This is a genomic window from Cryobacterium sp. RTC2.1 (genome assembly GCF_035018685.1).
Classification (GTDB): domain Bacteria; phylum Actinomycetota; class Actinomycetes; order Actinomycetales; family Microbacteriaceae; genus Cryobacterium; species Cryobacterium glucosi.
In genome coordinates this window covers 1-13,939 of the sequence record NZ_JASJXJ010000032.1, presented here as the reverse complement: position 1 = coordinate 13,939, position 13,939 = coordinate 1, and the positions used below count along the sequence as shown (strand labels likewise).

Below are 13,939 nucleotides of genomic sequence, written 5' to 3'. Positions count from 1 at the left end.
CAGCATTCGTCTCTCTCGCATCGTTCATTCTCGCCATCAGTGAGTGATCAGTCACCCACTTCCCGTTTCCGACACGACACCAACACCAACACCAACACCAACACCAACACCAGGAGAACACCATGACGAACAACATCCAGCCCGCAATGACACCCGCGACGGCCACCGCTACACCGAACGCCTCCCCCACGCTCACCACCGAGATCGTGATGCCCGGCGTGGTCGAACCGGACGGCTTCCAGATCCGGCGACGGATGCTGCCGGCACCGTCCCGCGGCCAGGCCCGGGTGCGCGTCGAGGCGAGCGGCATCTCGTTCGCCGAACAGTCGATGCGTCGCGGGCGCTACCCCGGCCAGCCCGCGTTCCCGTTCGTTCCCGGCTACGACCTCGTCGGCGTCGTTGAGGCCGTCGGCCCGGGCGTCGATTCCGCTCTCATCGGCGGGCGTGTCGCCGCAGCGACCAAGACCGGCGGCTGGGCGAGCGAAGCGCTCGTGCCCGCCGCCGACCTCGTGCCGGTGCCAGCCGGGCTCGATCCGGCGATCATCGAGTCTGTCATCGTCAACGGGATCACCGCCTGGCAGATGCTGCACCGGAAGGCGCGTGTCGGGAGCGGCCAGACCATCCTCGTGCACGGGGCGAGCGGCGGAGTCGGCACGATTCTCGTGCAGCTCGCCCGCCACGCGGGAATCCGGGTGATAGGAACGGCCGCTCCCCGGCACCATGAGGCCCTCCGCGGCCTCGGGGTCGAGCCGGTCGACTACTCGGACCCGGACCTCGCCGCCCGCGTCCGCGAGCTCGCCCCCAGCGGTGTCCACGCCGCCTTCGACCACCTCGGCCTCGCGAGCGCCCGGATCTCGAAGAGCCTGCTTGCTCGCGGAGGCACCCTGGTCTCGTACGGCATCGCCTCGGCCCTCAAGGACACCGGGTCCCTCCTGCCGCTCTTCATCGGGCTGCTCGCCCGGCTCACCCTCTGGAACACCCTGCCGGGCGGCCACCGCGCCCTGTTCTACGACTTCTGGGCCGGGCACCGGGTCACGCCGGCCGCCTATCGCAGGCACCACAGGGAGGACCTCACCGCGGTCCTCGACCTCGTCGAGCGCGGCATCGTCACCCCGCAGATCGCCGCACGGTTCCCGCTCGTCGAGGCCGCGGCCGCGATGCAGCTCGCGGAGTCGCGCAGCGCCCTCGGCAAGGTGATCCTGATCCCCTGAGCCGAGGCCTCCGGCCCGGGCACGGATGCCGCGCCTCCCCACCAGGCGCGGCTCGCGCCGGGATTTCCCCAGGTCCGAAACCCGCCAGAGGCGCGCGCGGACGCCGACTACAGTCGAACCATGGACAGCATCCCGACCGCCTTGATCCGTCTCCCCAGCCCCATCGGCCGGCTGGAACTCACCGGCGACGACGTCGGCGTCCTCACGCTCGCCATCGAGCGCGACGGGCACCTGCCGCTCGAAACCCAGCCGGAGCACCCCTCCCCCGTGCTCGAAGAAGCCGCGAAACAGCTCACCGAGTACTTCGCGGGCACCCGCACCCGTTTCGACGTTCCGATGCACCTCGCCGGCGGCACCGCATTCCAGCGTGCGGTCTGGGCGCGCCTCGACGAGCTCGACTTCGGAACGGTCACGAGTTACGGCGAACTCGGCCTCTCCATCGACCGGCCGGGCTCCGGGCGAGCGATCGGCGGGGCCGTCGGCGCGAACCCGCTGCCGATCCTGATCGGCTGCCACCGCGTGCTCGCGAGCAACGGCCGCATCACCGGCTACAGCGGCGGCAGCGGCATCCCGACCAAGGAGTGGTTGCTCGGCCACGAGGGCATCGAGTACCGTTCGTGACCGACCCGGCACCCAGGGGCGGTGCGACGGCACTCCCGGCGGTGCCCCCGAGCGCCCTCCGCACCGGTGACGACGGAGTCGTACGCTGCGCGTGGGCGAACGGCGACCCCGAGTACCGCCGGTACCACGACGAGGAGTGGGGTCGCCCCCTCCGCGACGATGAGCGGCTCTTCGAGAAGCTCTGCCTCGAGGGGTTCCAGGCCGGGCTCTCCTGGATCACGATCCTTCGTCGTCGACCGGCGTTCCGTGCGGCGTTCCACGGCTTCGACGTCGACAGGGTCGCGGCCATGACCGCGGCCGACGTCGAACGGCTCCTCGACAACGCCGCCATCATCCGGCACCGCGGCAAGATCGAGGCCGCGATCGGCAATGCCAGGGTCACCCAGAACCTCGGCGAGAGTCTCAGCGACCTGATCTGGAGCTTCGCTCCGCCCGCCCGCGCCATCCGGCCGCGGGAACTCGGAGACGTCCCGGCGATCACCCCGGAATCGACGGCGCTCAGCAAGGATCTCCGCACCCGCGGCTACCGTTTCGTCGGCCCGACGACGATGTACGCGCTGATGCAGTCCGCGGGCCTCGTCGACGACCACATCGCCGGCTGCCACCGCGCCCCCTGACCGAGCGAGAGTTCCTTTTCCGGTCGAGAGTGACCGACGCATCTGGCACTTTCGACCGGAAAGGTAACCCTGGCCGAGAGCGAAGAGGCGGTCAGCGGGCGGCGGGAAGAAGGCCGAGGGCGCGCACGTGGTCGCGTTCCTCGATGAGTTCGGCAACGGATGCGTCGATCCGGGTCCGGGAGAAGGCGTTCAGTTCGAGGCCCTGCACGATCTGCCACTGGCCGTCGACCGACCGCACCGGGAAGGAGCAGACCAGGCCCTCCGGCACCCCGTATGAGCCGTCGGAGACGATTGCGGCGGATGTCCAGCGCGCGCCGGTGCCGTGCACCCAGTCGTAGACGTGGTCGATCGTCGCCTCGGCTGCCGACCCCGCCGAGGAGGCGCCGCGCGCGGTGATGATCTCGTAGCCGCGCTTCTCGACCCGCGGAATGAAGGTTCCGGCGAGCCAGTCCACGTCGACGAGCTCGCGAACCGGTCGCCCAGCGGCCGTCGCGTGGAAGACGTCCGGATACTGCGTCGCCGAGTGGTTGCCCCAGATGGCGAGGCCGTCGATCTCGGAGACGTGCACCCCGAGCCGCACCGCGAGCTGGGCGACGCCGCGGTTGTGGTCGAGCCGGGTCAGCGCGGTGAAGCGCTCGGCGGGAATGTCCGGTGCGAACGCGGCGGCGACGAGCGCGTTCGTGTTGGCCGGATTCCCCACGACGAGCACGCGAACGTCGGATGCCGCCCCCGCGTTGATGGCGGTGCCGTGCGGCCCGAAGATGCGGCCGTTCCCCTCGAGTAGCGCAACGCGTTCCTCGCCGATGCCGCGCGGACGGGAGCCCACGAGGAGGGCGACGTTCACCCCGTCGAAGGCGCGCGTGGGGTCATCCGTCACCATCACGTCCCGCAACAGTGGGAAGGCGCAGTCCTCGAGTTCGAGGGCCGTCCCCGCCGCGGCAGCGAGCCCGGCCGGGATTTCGAGGAGCCGGAGGTTGACCGGGGTCGTCGGGCCGAACATCTGGCCGGACGCGATCCGGAAGAGCAGCGCGTAGCCGATCTGGCCGCCGGCGCCGGTTACGGTGACATTCATCGTTGGAGTGGACACGCTGCCAGCATACGGCCGGGTGCCGGGGTTCGTCAGGCGAGGGCCCTGGCGAGCGGCGCGTCTTCCAGAAGCTCGAGCGAGGCGGGCCCCGCCGCACGCAGGGTGAAGCCGGCGCCGGGAGCCCAGTCCAGCAAGTCGTCGACAGTCGCGAGCTCGGGGGCGCTCCGGATCAGGGCACGGGTGAACCGGCCCTTCGCGGTCTTGTTGAAGTGGTTGAGGGCGCGCACCTGCCCGTCGGGGGTCTCCGTCACGACGCGGAGCACGACCGAGCCGACCCGGGCCGGTGCGGCACCGAGGGCGACGTAACCCGCGGAGCGGAGGTCGAGCACGAGGCCGGACTCCTGGGCGAGCAGTGCCGCGATGCGCGGGCCCCAGTGCTGCTTCAGCACGAGGCCGGGCAGCCGGCTCGTCGTCGACAGCCGGTAGGCCGGAATCGGATCGAGGGCGCCGATCGGACCGAACAGGGCCGAGTGGACCAGCACGTGGGCCGCGGCCCAGTCGCGGTCGGCGAGGGTCAGGGTCTGGGCGTCGAGCGCGTCGTAGAGCACCCCGGTGTACCGGTCGAGGGCCGCCATCGTCGGGGCGGTTGTGAGCGCCCGGTTGTGGGCGACCTCGCCGGACTGGGTGCGGCCGAGCTTGAGGGCGGCCATCATGGCTTCGGGGTGCCGGGCGAGTGAGCGCAGCTCACGCACGAGTACCCGCCGCTGAGCGTTCAGCGACGGGTACCTGAGATGGTTCAGATCGAGCGGTTCGCCGGTACCGCCTGTGCGTTTCGTCTCGGAAGGCGGCAGCAGGAGCAGCACGGGCTAGATCGACACGGCTAGACGAGCCCCGCTTTGCGCGCGACGATCGTGACCTGGTTGTTGGCGACCGACAGGAAGCCGTCCTCCGCCTGCGCGACGATCTTCTCGCCGCCGGGCAGGGTCAGGCGCACTTCGCCGCTCGCCAGGATGGCGAGCAACGGCTCGTGGCCAGGCAGGATGCCGATCTGGCCTTCGACGGTGCGCGCGACGACCATGGTCGCCTCGCCGGACCAGACTTCCTGGTCGGCAGAGACGACGCTGACGGTGAGCGGGGCTCCTGCCATGGCTAGTCGTTCTCCTTCTGGATTTTCGCCCACTTCTCTTCGACGTCGGAGATGCCACCGACGTTGAAGAATGCCTGCTCGGCGACGTGGTCGAAGTCACCATTGGCGATCGCGGTGAAGGATTCGATGGTGTCCTTGAGCGAAACCGTCGAGCCCTCGACACCGGTGAACTTCTTCGCCATGTAGGTGTTCTGCGAGAGGAACTGCTGGATGCGACGGGCCCGCGAAACGGTGACCTTGTCTTCCTCGGAGAGTTCGTCAACACCGAGGATCGCGATGATCTCCTGGAGTTCCTTGTTCTTCTGGAGGATCGCCTTGACGCGGACGGCCGTGTTGTAGTGGTCGACGCCCAGGTAACGGGGGTCGAGGATACGGCTGGTCGAGGTGAGCGGGTCGACGGCCGGGTAGAGGCCCTTCGACGCGATCTCGCGGGACAGCTCGGTCGTGGCGTCGAGGTGGGCGAAGGTCGTCGCCGGTGCCGGGTCGGTGTAGTCGTCAGCGGGCACGTAGATGGCCTGCAGCGACGTGATCGAGTGGCCACGGGTCGAGGTGATGCGCTCCTGGAGGATGCCCATCTCGTCGGCCAGGGTCGGCTGGTAGCCCACGGCGCTCGGCATGCGACCCAGCAGGGTCGACACCTCGGAGCCGGCCTGGGTGAAGCGGAAGATGTTGTCGATGAAGAGCAACACGTCCTGCTTGGCGACGTCGCGGAAGTACTCGGCCATGGTCAGCGCGGAGAGGGCGACGCGGAGACGCGTTCCCGGCGGCTCGTCCATCTGGCCGAACACGAGGGCGGTCTTGTCGAAGACTCCGGCCTCTTCCATTTCCTTGATGAGGTCGTTGCCCTCACGGGTGCGCTCGCCGACTCCGGCGAACACCGAGACACCGCCGTGGTCCTGCGCGACGCGCTGGATCATTTCCTGGATCAGGACGGTCTTGCCGACGCCGGCTCCACCGAAGAGGCCGATCTTGCCGCCGAGGACGTACGGCGTGAGCAGGTCGATGACCTTGATGCCGGTCTCGAACAGCTGGGTCTTGGCCTCGAGCTGGTCGAAGGGCGGCGGCTTGCGGTGGATGGGCCAGCGCTCCGTGATCTCGATCTTCTCGCCGGGCTCGGCGTTGAGCACCTCACCGATGGCGTTGAAGACGCGGCCCTTGGTGACCTCGCCGACCGGAACCATGATGGGAGCTCCGGTGTCCCGGACCTCCTGGCCGCGGACGAGGCCGTCGGTCGGGTTCAGCGCGATCGCTCGGATCAGGTCGTCTCCGAGGTGCAGGGCGACCTCGAGGGTGATCTCAGTGGAGACGTCACCGATGACGATGGTGGTCTTCAGTGCGTTGTACATGCCCGGGATCGAGTCGTGCGCGAACTCGATGTCGACGACCGGGCCCGTGACGCGGGCGATCCGGCCGACGGCAACGGTCGGGGCCGGCGCGTGGACTGGCGCGGTTGCGATGTCAGTCATTGCTCTCTCTTCTCTGGTTTAGTTCTTGGCGGATGAGAGCGCATCGGCCCCACCCACGATCTCGGAAATCTGCGAGGTGATCTCGGTCTGCCTGGCGTTGTTGGACAGCCGGGTGAAGGTCGTGATCAACTTGTCGGCGTTGTCGGCGGCCGACTGCATCGCCTTCTGGCGTGCTGCGTGCTCGGCGGCGGCCGACTGGAGCATCGCGTTGAACACGCGACTCTCGATGTACACCGGCAGGAGCGCGTCCAGGACCGTCTCGACGTCCGGCTCGAATTCGTAGAGCGGCAGGACCTGCCCGTCTCCGGGCTCCTCCACGCCTTCGACGACCTCGAGGGGAAGCAGGCGGACGACCTGGGGCACCTGGGTGACCATGCTCACGAAGCGGTTGAACACCACGTGAATCTCGTCGACGCCACCGTCTTCGGCATCGCGAAGGAAGGTCTCGAGCAGCGACTCGCTGATCTCCCGCGCGATCTCGAACTGCGGCTGGTCGGTGCCGCCGGTCCAGACCCGCTCGGACGCACGCCGGCGGAAGCCGAAGTAGGCGACGGCCTTGCGTCCGACGAGGAAGTAAACGACGTCCTTGCCCTGGCTGCGCAGCAGTTCGCTGAGTGACTCCGCTTCGCGCAGCACCTGGGAACTGAATGCTCCTGCGAGGCCTCGGTCCGACGTGAAGATGACGACCGCGGCGCGCTCGATCTTCTCCGGTTCGGTGGTCAGAACGTGCGCGACGTTGGAATACGTCGCGACGGCCGAGACCGCCCGGGTGATCGACTGCGAATACGGAGTCGAGGCCGAAACCCTCGCCCTCGCCTTCTGAATGCGCGAGGCCGAAATCAACTCCATGGCCCGAGTGATCTTCTTCATCGTCTGGGCAGACTTGATCTTCTGCCGGTAGACCCGAAGTTGCGCTCCCATGTGTCTCCTGTGCTTCCTTCTCAGTGAATAGTGGTTGTCTCAGCGCGCGGGTTAGCGGCGGTGCTTGACAATCTTTTCCTGGTTCACGTCGTCGGCGGTGATCGCTTCGAACTGTTCCTTGCCGACGGAGGCGAGCGGCTTGCCCTCACCGGTCTGGAATTCGCGCTTGAAGACGCTGACCTCACGCTCGAGGATCTCAACGGTCTCATCGCTCAGCACGTTCGTGTCGCGCAGCGTCTTCAAAACCTCGGTGTTGCGTCCGAGGTGGTCGAGGAGGCCACGCTCGAAACGGAGCACGTCCTCGACGGGAACCTCGTCGAACTTGCCGGTCGTGCCTGCCCAGATCGAGACGACCTGGTCCTCGACCGGATACGGCGAGTACTGCGGCTGCTTGAGCAGCTCGGTCAGGCGGGCGCCGCGGGCGAGCTGGCGACGGCTGGCGGCGTCGAGGTCGGATGCGAACATCGCGAAGGCTTCGAGCGAGCGGTACTGCGCCAGTTCGAGCTTGAGCGTTCCGGAGACCTTCTTGATCGACTTGACCTGCGCATCGCCACCGACGCGCGAGACCGAGATACCCACGTCGACCGCCGGACGCTGGTTGGCGTTGAAGAGGTCGGACTGCAGGAAGATCTGGCCGTCGGTGATCGAGATCACGTTGGTCGGGATGTACGCAGACACGTCGTTCGCCTTGGTCTCGATGATCGGCAGGCCGGTCATCGATCCCGCGCCGAGCGCGTCGGACAGCTTGGCGCAACGCTCGAGCAGACGGGAGTGCAGGTAGAACACATCGCCGGGGTACGCTTCGCGTCCCGGCGGACGACGCAGCAGCAGCGAAACGGCGCGGTAGGCCTCCGCCTGCTTGGACAGGTCGTCGAAGATGATGAGGACGTGCTTGCCCGCGTACATCCAGTGCTGGCCGATTGCCGAACCGGTGTACGGCGCGAGGTACTTGAAGCCGGCCGGGTCGGACGCCGGGGAGGCGACGATGGTCGTGTACTCCATCACGCCGGCATCCTCGAGCGCGCCCTTGACGGCGGCGATCGTGGAGCCCTTCTGGCCGATGGCGACGTAGATGCAGCGAACCTGCTTGTTCACGTCTCCCGAGGCCCAGTTGGCCTTCTGGTTGATGATGGTGTCGATCGCGATGGCGGTCTTGCCGGTCTGGCGGTCACCGATGATGAGCTGGCGCTGTCCGCGGCCGATCGGGATCATCGCGTCGATCGCCTTGATGCCGGTCTGCATCGGCTCGTGCACGGACTTGCGGTCCATGACGCCGGGCGCCTGCAGCTCGAGGGCACGACGGCCTTCGCTCTCGATCGGGCCGAGGCCGTCGATCGGGGCGCCGAGCGGGTCCACGACGCGACCGAGGTAGCCGTCGCCGACGGGAACGGAGAGCACCTCTCCGGTGCGGTGCACCTCCATGCCTTCGACGATGCCGGCGAACTCGCCGAGCACGACAACACCGATCTCGTCTTCGTCGAGGTTCTGGGCGAGGCCCAGGGTGCCATCGGCGAACTTGATGAGCTCGTTGGCCATCACGCTGGGCAGGCCCTCGACGTGGGCGATACCGTCGCCGGCTGTCGTGACGTAGCCGACCTCCGCGGTCGCGGTCTTGCTCGGCTCGTAGGACTTGACGAAGTCCTGGAGAGCATCGCGGATCTCATCGGGGCTGATCGTTAGTTCTGCCATCATCTTCCCTTTCCCGTACGGCTGTACAGGTTCTGTCTTGAACGAAGCGTTGCCGCTCGTGGTTTTTCTGTTCCGTCTGACCAGAGGTCAGCCGGCAAGCTGGAGTCGCAAATCCTTGAGGCGGGTGGCGATGGTGCCGTCGATGACGTCGTCACCGATCTGCACGCGGACACCGCCGACAAGGGAGCGGTCGATGACCTGGTTGATCGTCAGCGTACGTCCGTATCGTGCCGTGAGGCTGGTGCGCAGGCGCTCCAGCTGTGCGGAACTCAGTAGCTCGGCCGTCGAGACGGTCGCAATCGCGGTGCCGCCCTCGTCCGCGACGATTGTCGCGGAGAAACGCAGGAGTGCACCGATGCGACGGCCGCGGGGCTGCTGCACGAGGTGGCGCACGATCACGAGGGTCTGTTCCGAAACCTTGCCGGTGAGCAGGGAATCGATGAGCCCGACCTTGGCGCTGACCGCGCCGAGCTTCGAGGCAAGTGCCAGTTCGAGTTCACCGTTCGACGCGACGGCCGTTCCGAATTCGAACAATTCCGCTTCCACGGCACCCGCGACCGGGGCAGAGGCCGCAACGGCCCGCAGCCCCAGTTCTTCGATGCCGGCGAGCAGGTCGGAGTGACTCGACCAGCGCGCGGCGGCCACCGACTGGAGCAGGTCCAGTGCCGTGGGGGTCAGTTTCGCCGAGAACACGGCGGCAACGAGTGCCGCCTTGGCTGCGGCATCCGCGGCGGGATCGACCAGGGCAGACAGCAGCTGCGCAGAGTCGCCGATGACACGGCCGGAGTCGAGCAGGCCTTCGCCCGTTGCGAGATCGGTCGTTCGGCCGTGGGCGGCGAGAACCGCCCTCGTTGAGGCCAAAGCTTCCCTGGTGGCGCTTCCCATTACTTAGCTGCTTTCTCCGAGGCCTCAAGGTCGGCCAGGAAACGGTCGACGATGGCACTCGCCTTCGCGTCGTCCGTCAGGCTTTCGCCGATGACACCGGACGCGAGGTCGATGGCCAGGGTGCCGACTTCGGCACGGAGGGACAGGACTGCCGCCTGACGTTCCGCTTCGATCTGGGCCTTGGCACTCGCGGTGATGCGGGCCGCCTCAGCGCCGGCCTGCTCCTTGAGTTCGGAGATGATCTTCTGGCCGTCCGCACGGGCTACGTCGCGGATCTTGCCTGCTTCCGCACGGGCGTCGGCGAGCTGGGCCGTGTACTGCTCGAGAGCGGCCTCGGCCTTGCGCTGGGCGTCATCCGCCTTGGCGATGTTGCCCTCGATGGCCTCAGCACGGTCGTCGAGCATCTTCTGCATCCTCGGAAGGATGAGCTTCCAGAAGAAGAACAGAATCACGACAAAGCACACCGCGGACCAAATGATGTCCGGCCATGCGGGAAGGAGCGGGTTGTGCGCCTCTTCCGCGGCGGCTGCAATTACTGCGTGAAGCATCATGCCTCCATATCTAGGTGAAAAAGAGGACGATTAGGACGTGAAGATGAAGTACGTTGCGATACCGATGAACGCGAGCGCCTCGGTGAAGGCGATGCCGATGTACATCAGGACCTGGAGCTGGCCGGCCAGTTCGGGCTGACGAGCAACGCCCTCGATGGTCTTGCCGACGACGATACCCACGCCGATTGCCGGGCCGATTGCGGCGAGGCCGTAACCGACAGTGGCGATGTTTCCTGAGATTGCCGCGAGAACGGTAGTTGCGTCCACGTTTGTTTCCTTCCGTTGTGACGAATACGGCGAGTGCCGGGTTCGAGGTTAGTGTTCTTCAGCCACCGCGAGCTGGATGTAAACGGCGGTGAGCAGGGCGAAGATATACGCCTGGAGCACGGCGATCAGCACCTCGAAGAGGGTGAACGCGAGTCCGAAGACGAGGGTGCCCGCACCGAAGAGCTTGAAGGCTCCATCGGCCGTGAAGAAGAAGAACTGGGTCGCCGTGAAGAACAGCACCAGCAGCAGGTGGCCGACGATCATGTTCATCAGCAGTCGCAGGGTCAGCGTGACCGGGCGCACGAGGAAGGTCGAGATGAACTCGATCGGCGTCACGATGATGTAGAGCGCCTTCGGCACGCCGGGCGGGAAGAGCGAGTTCCGGACGAAATTGCCCGGGTTCTTCTTGAGGCCGGCGTAGATGAAGGTGCAGTACGAGATGACGGCGAGGAGCAGCGGAACGCCGATCACCGACGTGCCCGCGATGTTGAAGAACGGGATCGGTCCGGTGAGGTTCATGAACAGCACGAGGAAGAAGATCGTCGTGAGGAGAGGCAGGAAACGCTTGCCCTCCTTCTTGCCGAGGATGCTTTCCGCGATGTTGACCCTGGCGAAGTCGAGGCCCATCTCCACGAGGCTCTGCAGCCGGGTCGGTACGACCTTCATGCGGCGCGTGCCGAGCCAGAAGAGCAGGATCAGGGCGGCCATCGCAATGAAGCGGATGAGCATGATCCGGTTGATCTCGAATGGCGTCCCCACGAAGAAGACGCCCTCGGGGAAGAACTCATTGATGGATGGACCTTGGAAGGTACCGTCGCCGGTAGCCAACGGGAGCATCAGGTTTACGGCGGTTTCTAGCAGCGCTTTCTCCTGGTTCGGGGCGGGGAGCTCTGCTCTCGCGAAGACGAAAAATGGGTCGGAACGTCGAGCACGACAAAAGCAGCGCTGCGGGGCGAACCGGTCATTACCCTACCAAGAAACCCACCTCGGGCCGAATCCTGCGGGTGAATATTCATCGGTTTTTCTGTTCTCCGCTGCGGGGCAGATCACTCACGTACGGAACGCGGCTCTTGCGGATGACCACCACGTCGACGATCAGGGATCCGATGACGCCGGCGATGATACTCAGGAACAGCACGACCGGCTGCACCCAGGGCTGCCCCTTGAGCAGCACGACGAGCACGAGGAAGATCACGAATTTGAGCAGCCAGCCGCCCAGGACGATTCCGAAGAACGCGCCGACGGCGGCTGCGGTCCCGGCGAAGCGGTTGGCGATCAGGATGCTGCCTGCCGTGATCCCCATGAACACGAGCGCCATCCCGGTGCCGATCAGGGCGCTGAGCACTCCGATGCCGCCGGCGGCGAGCCCGCCGGCGATCATCCCGACCACGGCGATGCCGCCGGCGAGGTAGCCGCCGTAGACGAGGATGCTGCGGAACACCCGGTTGGACGTCGGCTGCAGGGATCCGGCTGGCTGGGTGGCGCTCATACGTGCTCCTCGGCTTGCGTCGATGCCTCGTCGAGGCGATCGAGCTTCACGATGTCGTGGGGAAGGGTGGCTGGGTGGGCAAGCTGGGTGGCCGCTTCGATCTTCTTGGAGCGGCTGAGCGGCGCGAGGGTCACGATCGTGCAGGCGACCAGGGCGCAGATCAGGAAGATCGTCGCCCACCAGGTCTGCACGCCGAAGTAGACGGGCAACACGAAATAGAGCAGGCAACCGACGGCTACGGCGGCCGTCCAGCCGTAGAAGATCAGCACGGCGTGCAGGTGCGAGTGCCCCATGTCGAGCAGCCGGTGGTGCAGGTGCTTCCGGTCGGCGCTGAACGGGGACTTGCCCGCGCGCACCCGGCGGAACACGGCGAGTGCGAAATCGAGCAGCGGGATGATCAGGATCGCGAACGGCAACAGAATGGGGATGAACGCGGGAAAGAGCTGGGACCGGTTCACCGCGGTCGGGTCGACCTGGCCGGTGATCGCGATCGCCGAGGTCGCCATCAGGAGGCCGACGAGCATGGAGCCGGAGTCGCCCATGAAGATCTTGGCGGGACGCCAGTTGAGCGGCAGGAAGCCGATGCAGGCACCCACGAGGATCGCGGCGATCACCGAGGCGAGGTTGAAGTAGTTGCTCGGGGAGGTGTCCCGTACGAGCAGGTAGCTGTAGATGAAGAAGACGCCGTTGGCGATGAGGGCGACCCCGGCGACGAGGCCGTCGAGGCCGTCGATGAAGTTGATCATGTTCATCACGAGCACGATCACGAAGACGGTGATCAGGATCGACATCCACGAGGAGCCGACGGTGAGCCCGCCGATCGGGAGGGAGAGCACCTGGACGCCCTGCCAGGCGACGAGCCCTGCCGCGATGAACTGGCCGGCGAGTTTGGTCATCCAGTCGAGGTCCCAGAGGTCGTCCGCGACGCCCAGCAGCACGATCATCAGGGCGGCGCCGACAATGGCGAGGATCTGCTCAGGATCGGAGAAGACAAGCCGGAGCGGCGCGAACTGGGCGGAGATGAGGTAGGCGACCCCGAAGGCCGCGACAACGCCGAAGAAGATGGCGACCCCGCCGAGCCGGGGGGTCGGCCGGGTGTGCACGTCCCGCAGGCGGATCTTCGGATAGATCTTGTAGCGGTGGCTGACCTTGAGCACGACCCAGGAGAGGACGGCCGTGACAACAGCCGAGACGATGGCCAGCAGGACGAATACGGTCATGGCTAGCCCGCGACATCCGTTTCGGTCGAATCGCCGGTCGCGTCTTCGCGGGCGGATGCTGCGGGCACCTCGTCCTGCGGAGTCGCGGCAACGGGGGCGACGAAGCCTTCCGGTGCGAGCGCGTCGCCGACGACGGCTGCGAGGGCCTCCCGGGAGATCACGCCCTTCCGCACGATCACGAGCTTGCCGCCATTGGTGTGGAAGCCGGTCGCATCGATGATCGTCGAGGAGGTGTCGCCGGCCCGGTCGCCGATCGGCTCGTAGCCGGTGCCGGCCACTCCCCCGTCGAGGTAGACCTCGACGCTCTCGCCGAGCATCTCGGCGGCGGTCGCCGCGTCGACCGCTGACGGCAGGCCGCTCGTATTAGCACTCGAGACGGCGAGGGGGCCGGTGTCGGCGAGGAGGTCGAGGGCGATCGGGTTGCTCGGCATCCGCAGGGCGACGGTGCCGCGGGTGTCGCCGAGGTCCCAGACCAGGGAGGGCTGGGCGTGGAGCACCACAGTCAGCCCGCCCGGCCAGAATTCCGCGACGAGCTCCCGCACGGGCTGAGGAATATTGACCGCGAGCGCGTCGAGGGTGCCGATACCCGGAATCAACACGGGCGGCGGCGACTGCCGGCCGCGGCCCTTCGCGTCGAGCAGGCGTTGCACGGCCTCTGGGCTGAACGCGTCGGCGGCAAGGCCGTAGACCGTGTCGGTGGGGATGACGACGAGCGCGCCGCGAGCGATCGCCGAGCGTGCCAGTCTCATGCCGGTTGCGTAGTCCGAGACAACCGTGCAGTCGTAGATGCGTGTCATTGCGCCCAATTCTAGTGCAGGGGTGTTTCCC

Annotated in this window: 16 protein-coding genes; 3 read left to right on the top strand and 13 right to left on the bottom strand. The window is 66.9% G+C overall.

Annotated elements, in window-relative coordinates; genetic code table 11:
* Nucleotides 1-122 precede the first annotated feature (122 nt).
* The 3 genes from QN357_RS06330 to QN357_RS06320 all read left to right on the top strand — a co-directional run bounded on the left by QN357_RS06330 (nt 123) and on the right by QN357_RS06320 (nt 2,449).
* Nucleotides 123-1,211 carry a medium chain dehydrogenase/reductase family protein gene (locus tag QN357_RS06330; protein ID WP_322136261.1) on the top strand — a complete coding sequence of 363 codons (1,089 nt, stop codon included), beginning with the start codon at nt 123-125 and terminating at the stop codon, nt 1,209-1,211.
* A gap of 120 nt (nt 1,212-1,331) precedes the next feature.
* On the top strand, nt 1,332-1,832 hold the full coding sequence (locus QN357_RS06325; RefSeq protein ID WP_134561989.1) for a methylated-DNA--[protein]-cysteine S-methyltransferase: 501 nt from the start codon (nt 1,332-1,334) through the stop codon (nt 1,830-1,832).
* Nucleotides 1,833-1,873: 41 nt separating this feature from the next.
* Nucleotides 1,874-2,449, top strand: coding sequence for a DNA-3-methyladenine glycosylase I (locus QN357_RS06320; protein WP_322137345.1), 576 nt, complete (start codon nt 1,874-1,876; stop codon nt 2,447-2,449).
* Between the two features lie 91 nt (nt 2,450-2,540).
* Here the strand turns inward: QN357_RS06320 and QN357_RS06315 are convergent, their stop codons facing one another.
* The 13 genes from QN357_RS06315 to QN357_RS06255 form a co-directional block, all read right to left on the bottom strand.
* Entirely contained in the window at nt 2,541-3,536 is a 996-nt protein-coding gene (locus QN357_RS06315; protein WP_322136262.1) for a malate dehydrogenase, read from the bottom strand.
* A gap of 32 nt (nt 3,537-3,568) precedes the next feature.
* Nucleotides 3,569-4,339: a peroxide stress protein YaaA gene (locus QN357_RS06310; protein ID WP_322136263.1), complete on the bottom strand. Its 771-nt coding sequence runs from the start codon at nt 4,337-4,339 to the stop codon at nt 3,569-3,571.
* Nucleotides 4,340-4,356: 17 nt separating this feature from the next.
* Nucleotides 4,357-4,623: a F0F1 ATP synthase subunit epsilon gene (locus tag QN357_RS06305; RefSeq protein WP_134448166.1), complete on the bottom strand. Its 267-nt coding sequence runs from the start codon at nt 4,621-4,623 to the stop codon at nt 4,357-4,359.
* A gap of 2 nt (nt 4,624-4,625) precedes the next feature.
* Nucleotides 4,626-6,089 carry a F0F1 ATP synthase subunit beta gene (gene atpD, locus QN357_RS06300; RefSeq protein WP_134448164.1) on the bottom strand — a complete coding sequence of 488 codons (1,464 nt, stop codon included), beginning with the start codon at nt 6,087-6,089 and terminating at the stop codon, nt 4,626-4,628.
* A gap of 18 nt (nt 6,090-6,107) precedes the next feature.
* Nucleotides 6,108-7,010 carry a F0F1 ATP synthase subunit gamma gene (locus QN357_RS06295; protein ID WP_134448163.1) on the bottom strand — a complete coding sequence of 301 codons (903 nt, stop codon included), beginning with the start codon at nt 7,008-7,010 and terminating at the stop codon, nt 6,108-6,110.
* A gap of 51 nt (nt 7,011-7,061) precedes the next feature.
* Nucleotides 7,062-8,699 carry a F0F1 ATP synthase subunit alpha gene (atpA, locus tag QN357_RS06290; RefSeq protein ID WP_134448325.1) on the bottom strand — a complete coding sequence of 546 codons (1,638 nt, stop codon included), beginning with the start codon at nt 8,697-8,699 and terminating at the stop codon, nt 7,062-7,064.
* Nucleotides 8,700-8,786: 87 nt separating this feature from the next.
* On the bottom strand, nt 8,787-9,584 hold the full coding sequence (locus QN357_RS06285) for a F0F1 ATP synthase subunit delta (protein WP_134448161.1): 798 nt from the start codon (nt 9,582-9,584) through the stop codon (nt 8,787-8,789).
* Complete coding sequence (locus tag QN357_RS06280; RefSeq protein WP_134558703.1) at nt 9,584-10,132, bottom strand: F0F1 ATP synthase subunit B; 549 nt, start codon at nt 10,130-10,132, stop codon at nt 9,584-9,586. The genes QN357_RS06285 and QN357_RS06280 overlap by 1 nt, the downstream gene beginning before the upstream one ends.
* A 33-nt stretch (nt 10,133-10,165) precedes the next feature.
* On the bottom strand, nt 10,166-10,402 hold the full coding sequence (atpE, locus tag QN357_RS06275; protein WP_134448159.1) for an ATP synthase F0 subunit C: 237 nt from the start codon (nt 10,400-10,402) through the stop codon (nt 10,166-10,168).
* Between the two features lie 48 nt (nt 10,403-10,450).
* Nucleotides 10,451-11,239 carry a F0F1 ATP synthase subunit A gene (gene atpB, locus QN357_RS06270; protein WP_134448157.1) on the bottom strand — a complete coding sequence of 263 codons (789 nt, stop codon included), beginning with the start codon at nt 11,237-11,239 and terminating at the stop codon, nt 10,451-10,453.
* 175 nt (nt 11,240-11,414) lie between these two features.
* The gene (locus QN357_RS06265; RefSeq protein WP_134448155.1) at nt 11,415-11,891 is read right to left on the bottom strand and encodes a hypothetical protein; all 477 of its coding nucleotides are present in this window, start codon (nt 11,889-11,891) and stop codon (nt 11,415-11,417) included.
* Nucleotides 11,888-13,111 (bottom strand): MraY family glycosyltransferase, encoded by a 1,224-nt coding sequence (locus QN357_RS06260; protein ID WP_134448150.1) that lies wholly within the window; start codon nt 13,109-13,111, stop codon nt 11,888-11,890. Before QN357_RS06260 ends, QN357_RS06265 begins: the two co-directional genes overlap by 4 nt.
* 2 nt (nt 13,112-13,113) lie before the next feature.
* Nucleotides 13,114-13,908: an L-threonylcarbamoyladenylate synthase gene (locus QN357_RS06255; RefSeq protein ID WP_322140693.1), complete on the bottom strand. Its 795-nt coding sequence runs from the start codon at nt 13,906-13,908 to the stop codon at nt 13,114-13,116.
* Between the last annotated feature and the right edge of the window lie 31 nt (nt 13,909-13,939).

Bases quoted from the DNA above. Each gene is read 5' to 3' on its own strand.
- QN357_RS06330 (WP_322136261.1), top strand. From the start codon at position 123: ATGACGAACAACATCCAGCCCGCAATGACACCCGCGACGGCCACCGCT.
- QN357_RS06325 (WP_134561989.1), top strand. From the start codon at position 1,332: ATGGACAGCATCCCGACCGCCTTGATCCGTCTCCCCAGCCCCATCGGC.
- QN357_RS06305 (WP_134448166.1), bottom strand. From the start codon at position 4,623: ATGGCAGGAGCCCCGCTCACCGTCAGCGTCGTCTCTGCCGACCAGGAA.
- atpD (WP_134448164.1), bottom strand. From the start codon at position 6,089: ATGACTGACATCGCAACCGCGCCAGTCCACGCGCCGGCCCCGACCGTT.
- QN357_RS06295 (WP_134448163.1), bottom strand. From the start codon at position 7,010: ATGGGAGCGCAACTTCGGGTCTACCGGCAGAAGATCAAGTCTGCCCAG.
- atpA (WP_134448325.1), bottom strand. From the start codon at position 8,699: ATGGCAGAACTAACGATCAGCCCCGATGAGATCCGCGATGCTCTCCAG.
- QN357_RS06285 (WP_134448161.1), bottom strand. From the start codon at position 9,584: ATGGGAAGCGCCACCAGGGAAGCTTTGGCCTCAACGAGGGCGGTTCTC.
- QN357_RS06280 (WP_134558703.1), bottom strand. From the start codon at position 10,132: ATGCTTCACGCAGTAATTGCAGCCGCCGCGGAAGAGGCGCACAACCCG.
- atpB (WP_134448157.1), bottom strand. From the start codon at position 11,239: ATGCTCCCGTTGGCTACCGGCGACGGTACCTTCCAAGGTCCATCCATC.
- QN357_RS06265 (WP_134448155.1), bottom strand. From the start codon at position 11,891: ATGAGCGCCACCCAGCCAGCCGGATCCCTGCAGCCGACGTCCAACCGG.
- QN357_RS06260 (WP_134448150.1), bottom strand. From the start codon at position 13,111: ATGACCGTATTCGTCCTGCTGGCCATCGTCTCGGCTGTTGTCACGGCC.
- QN357_RS06255 (WP_322140693.1), bottom strand. From the start codon at position 13,908: ATGACACGCATCTACGACTGCACGGTTGTCTCGGACTACGCAACCGGC.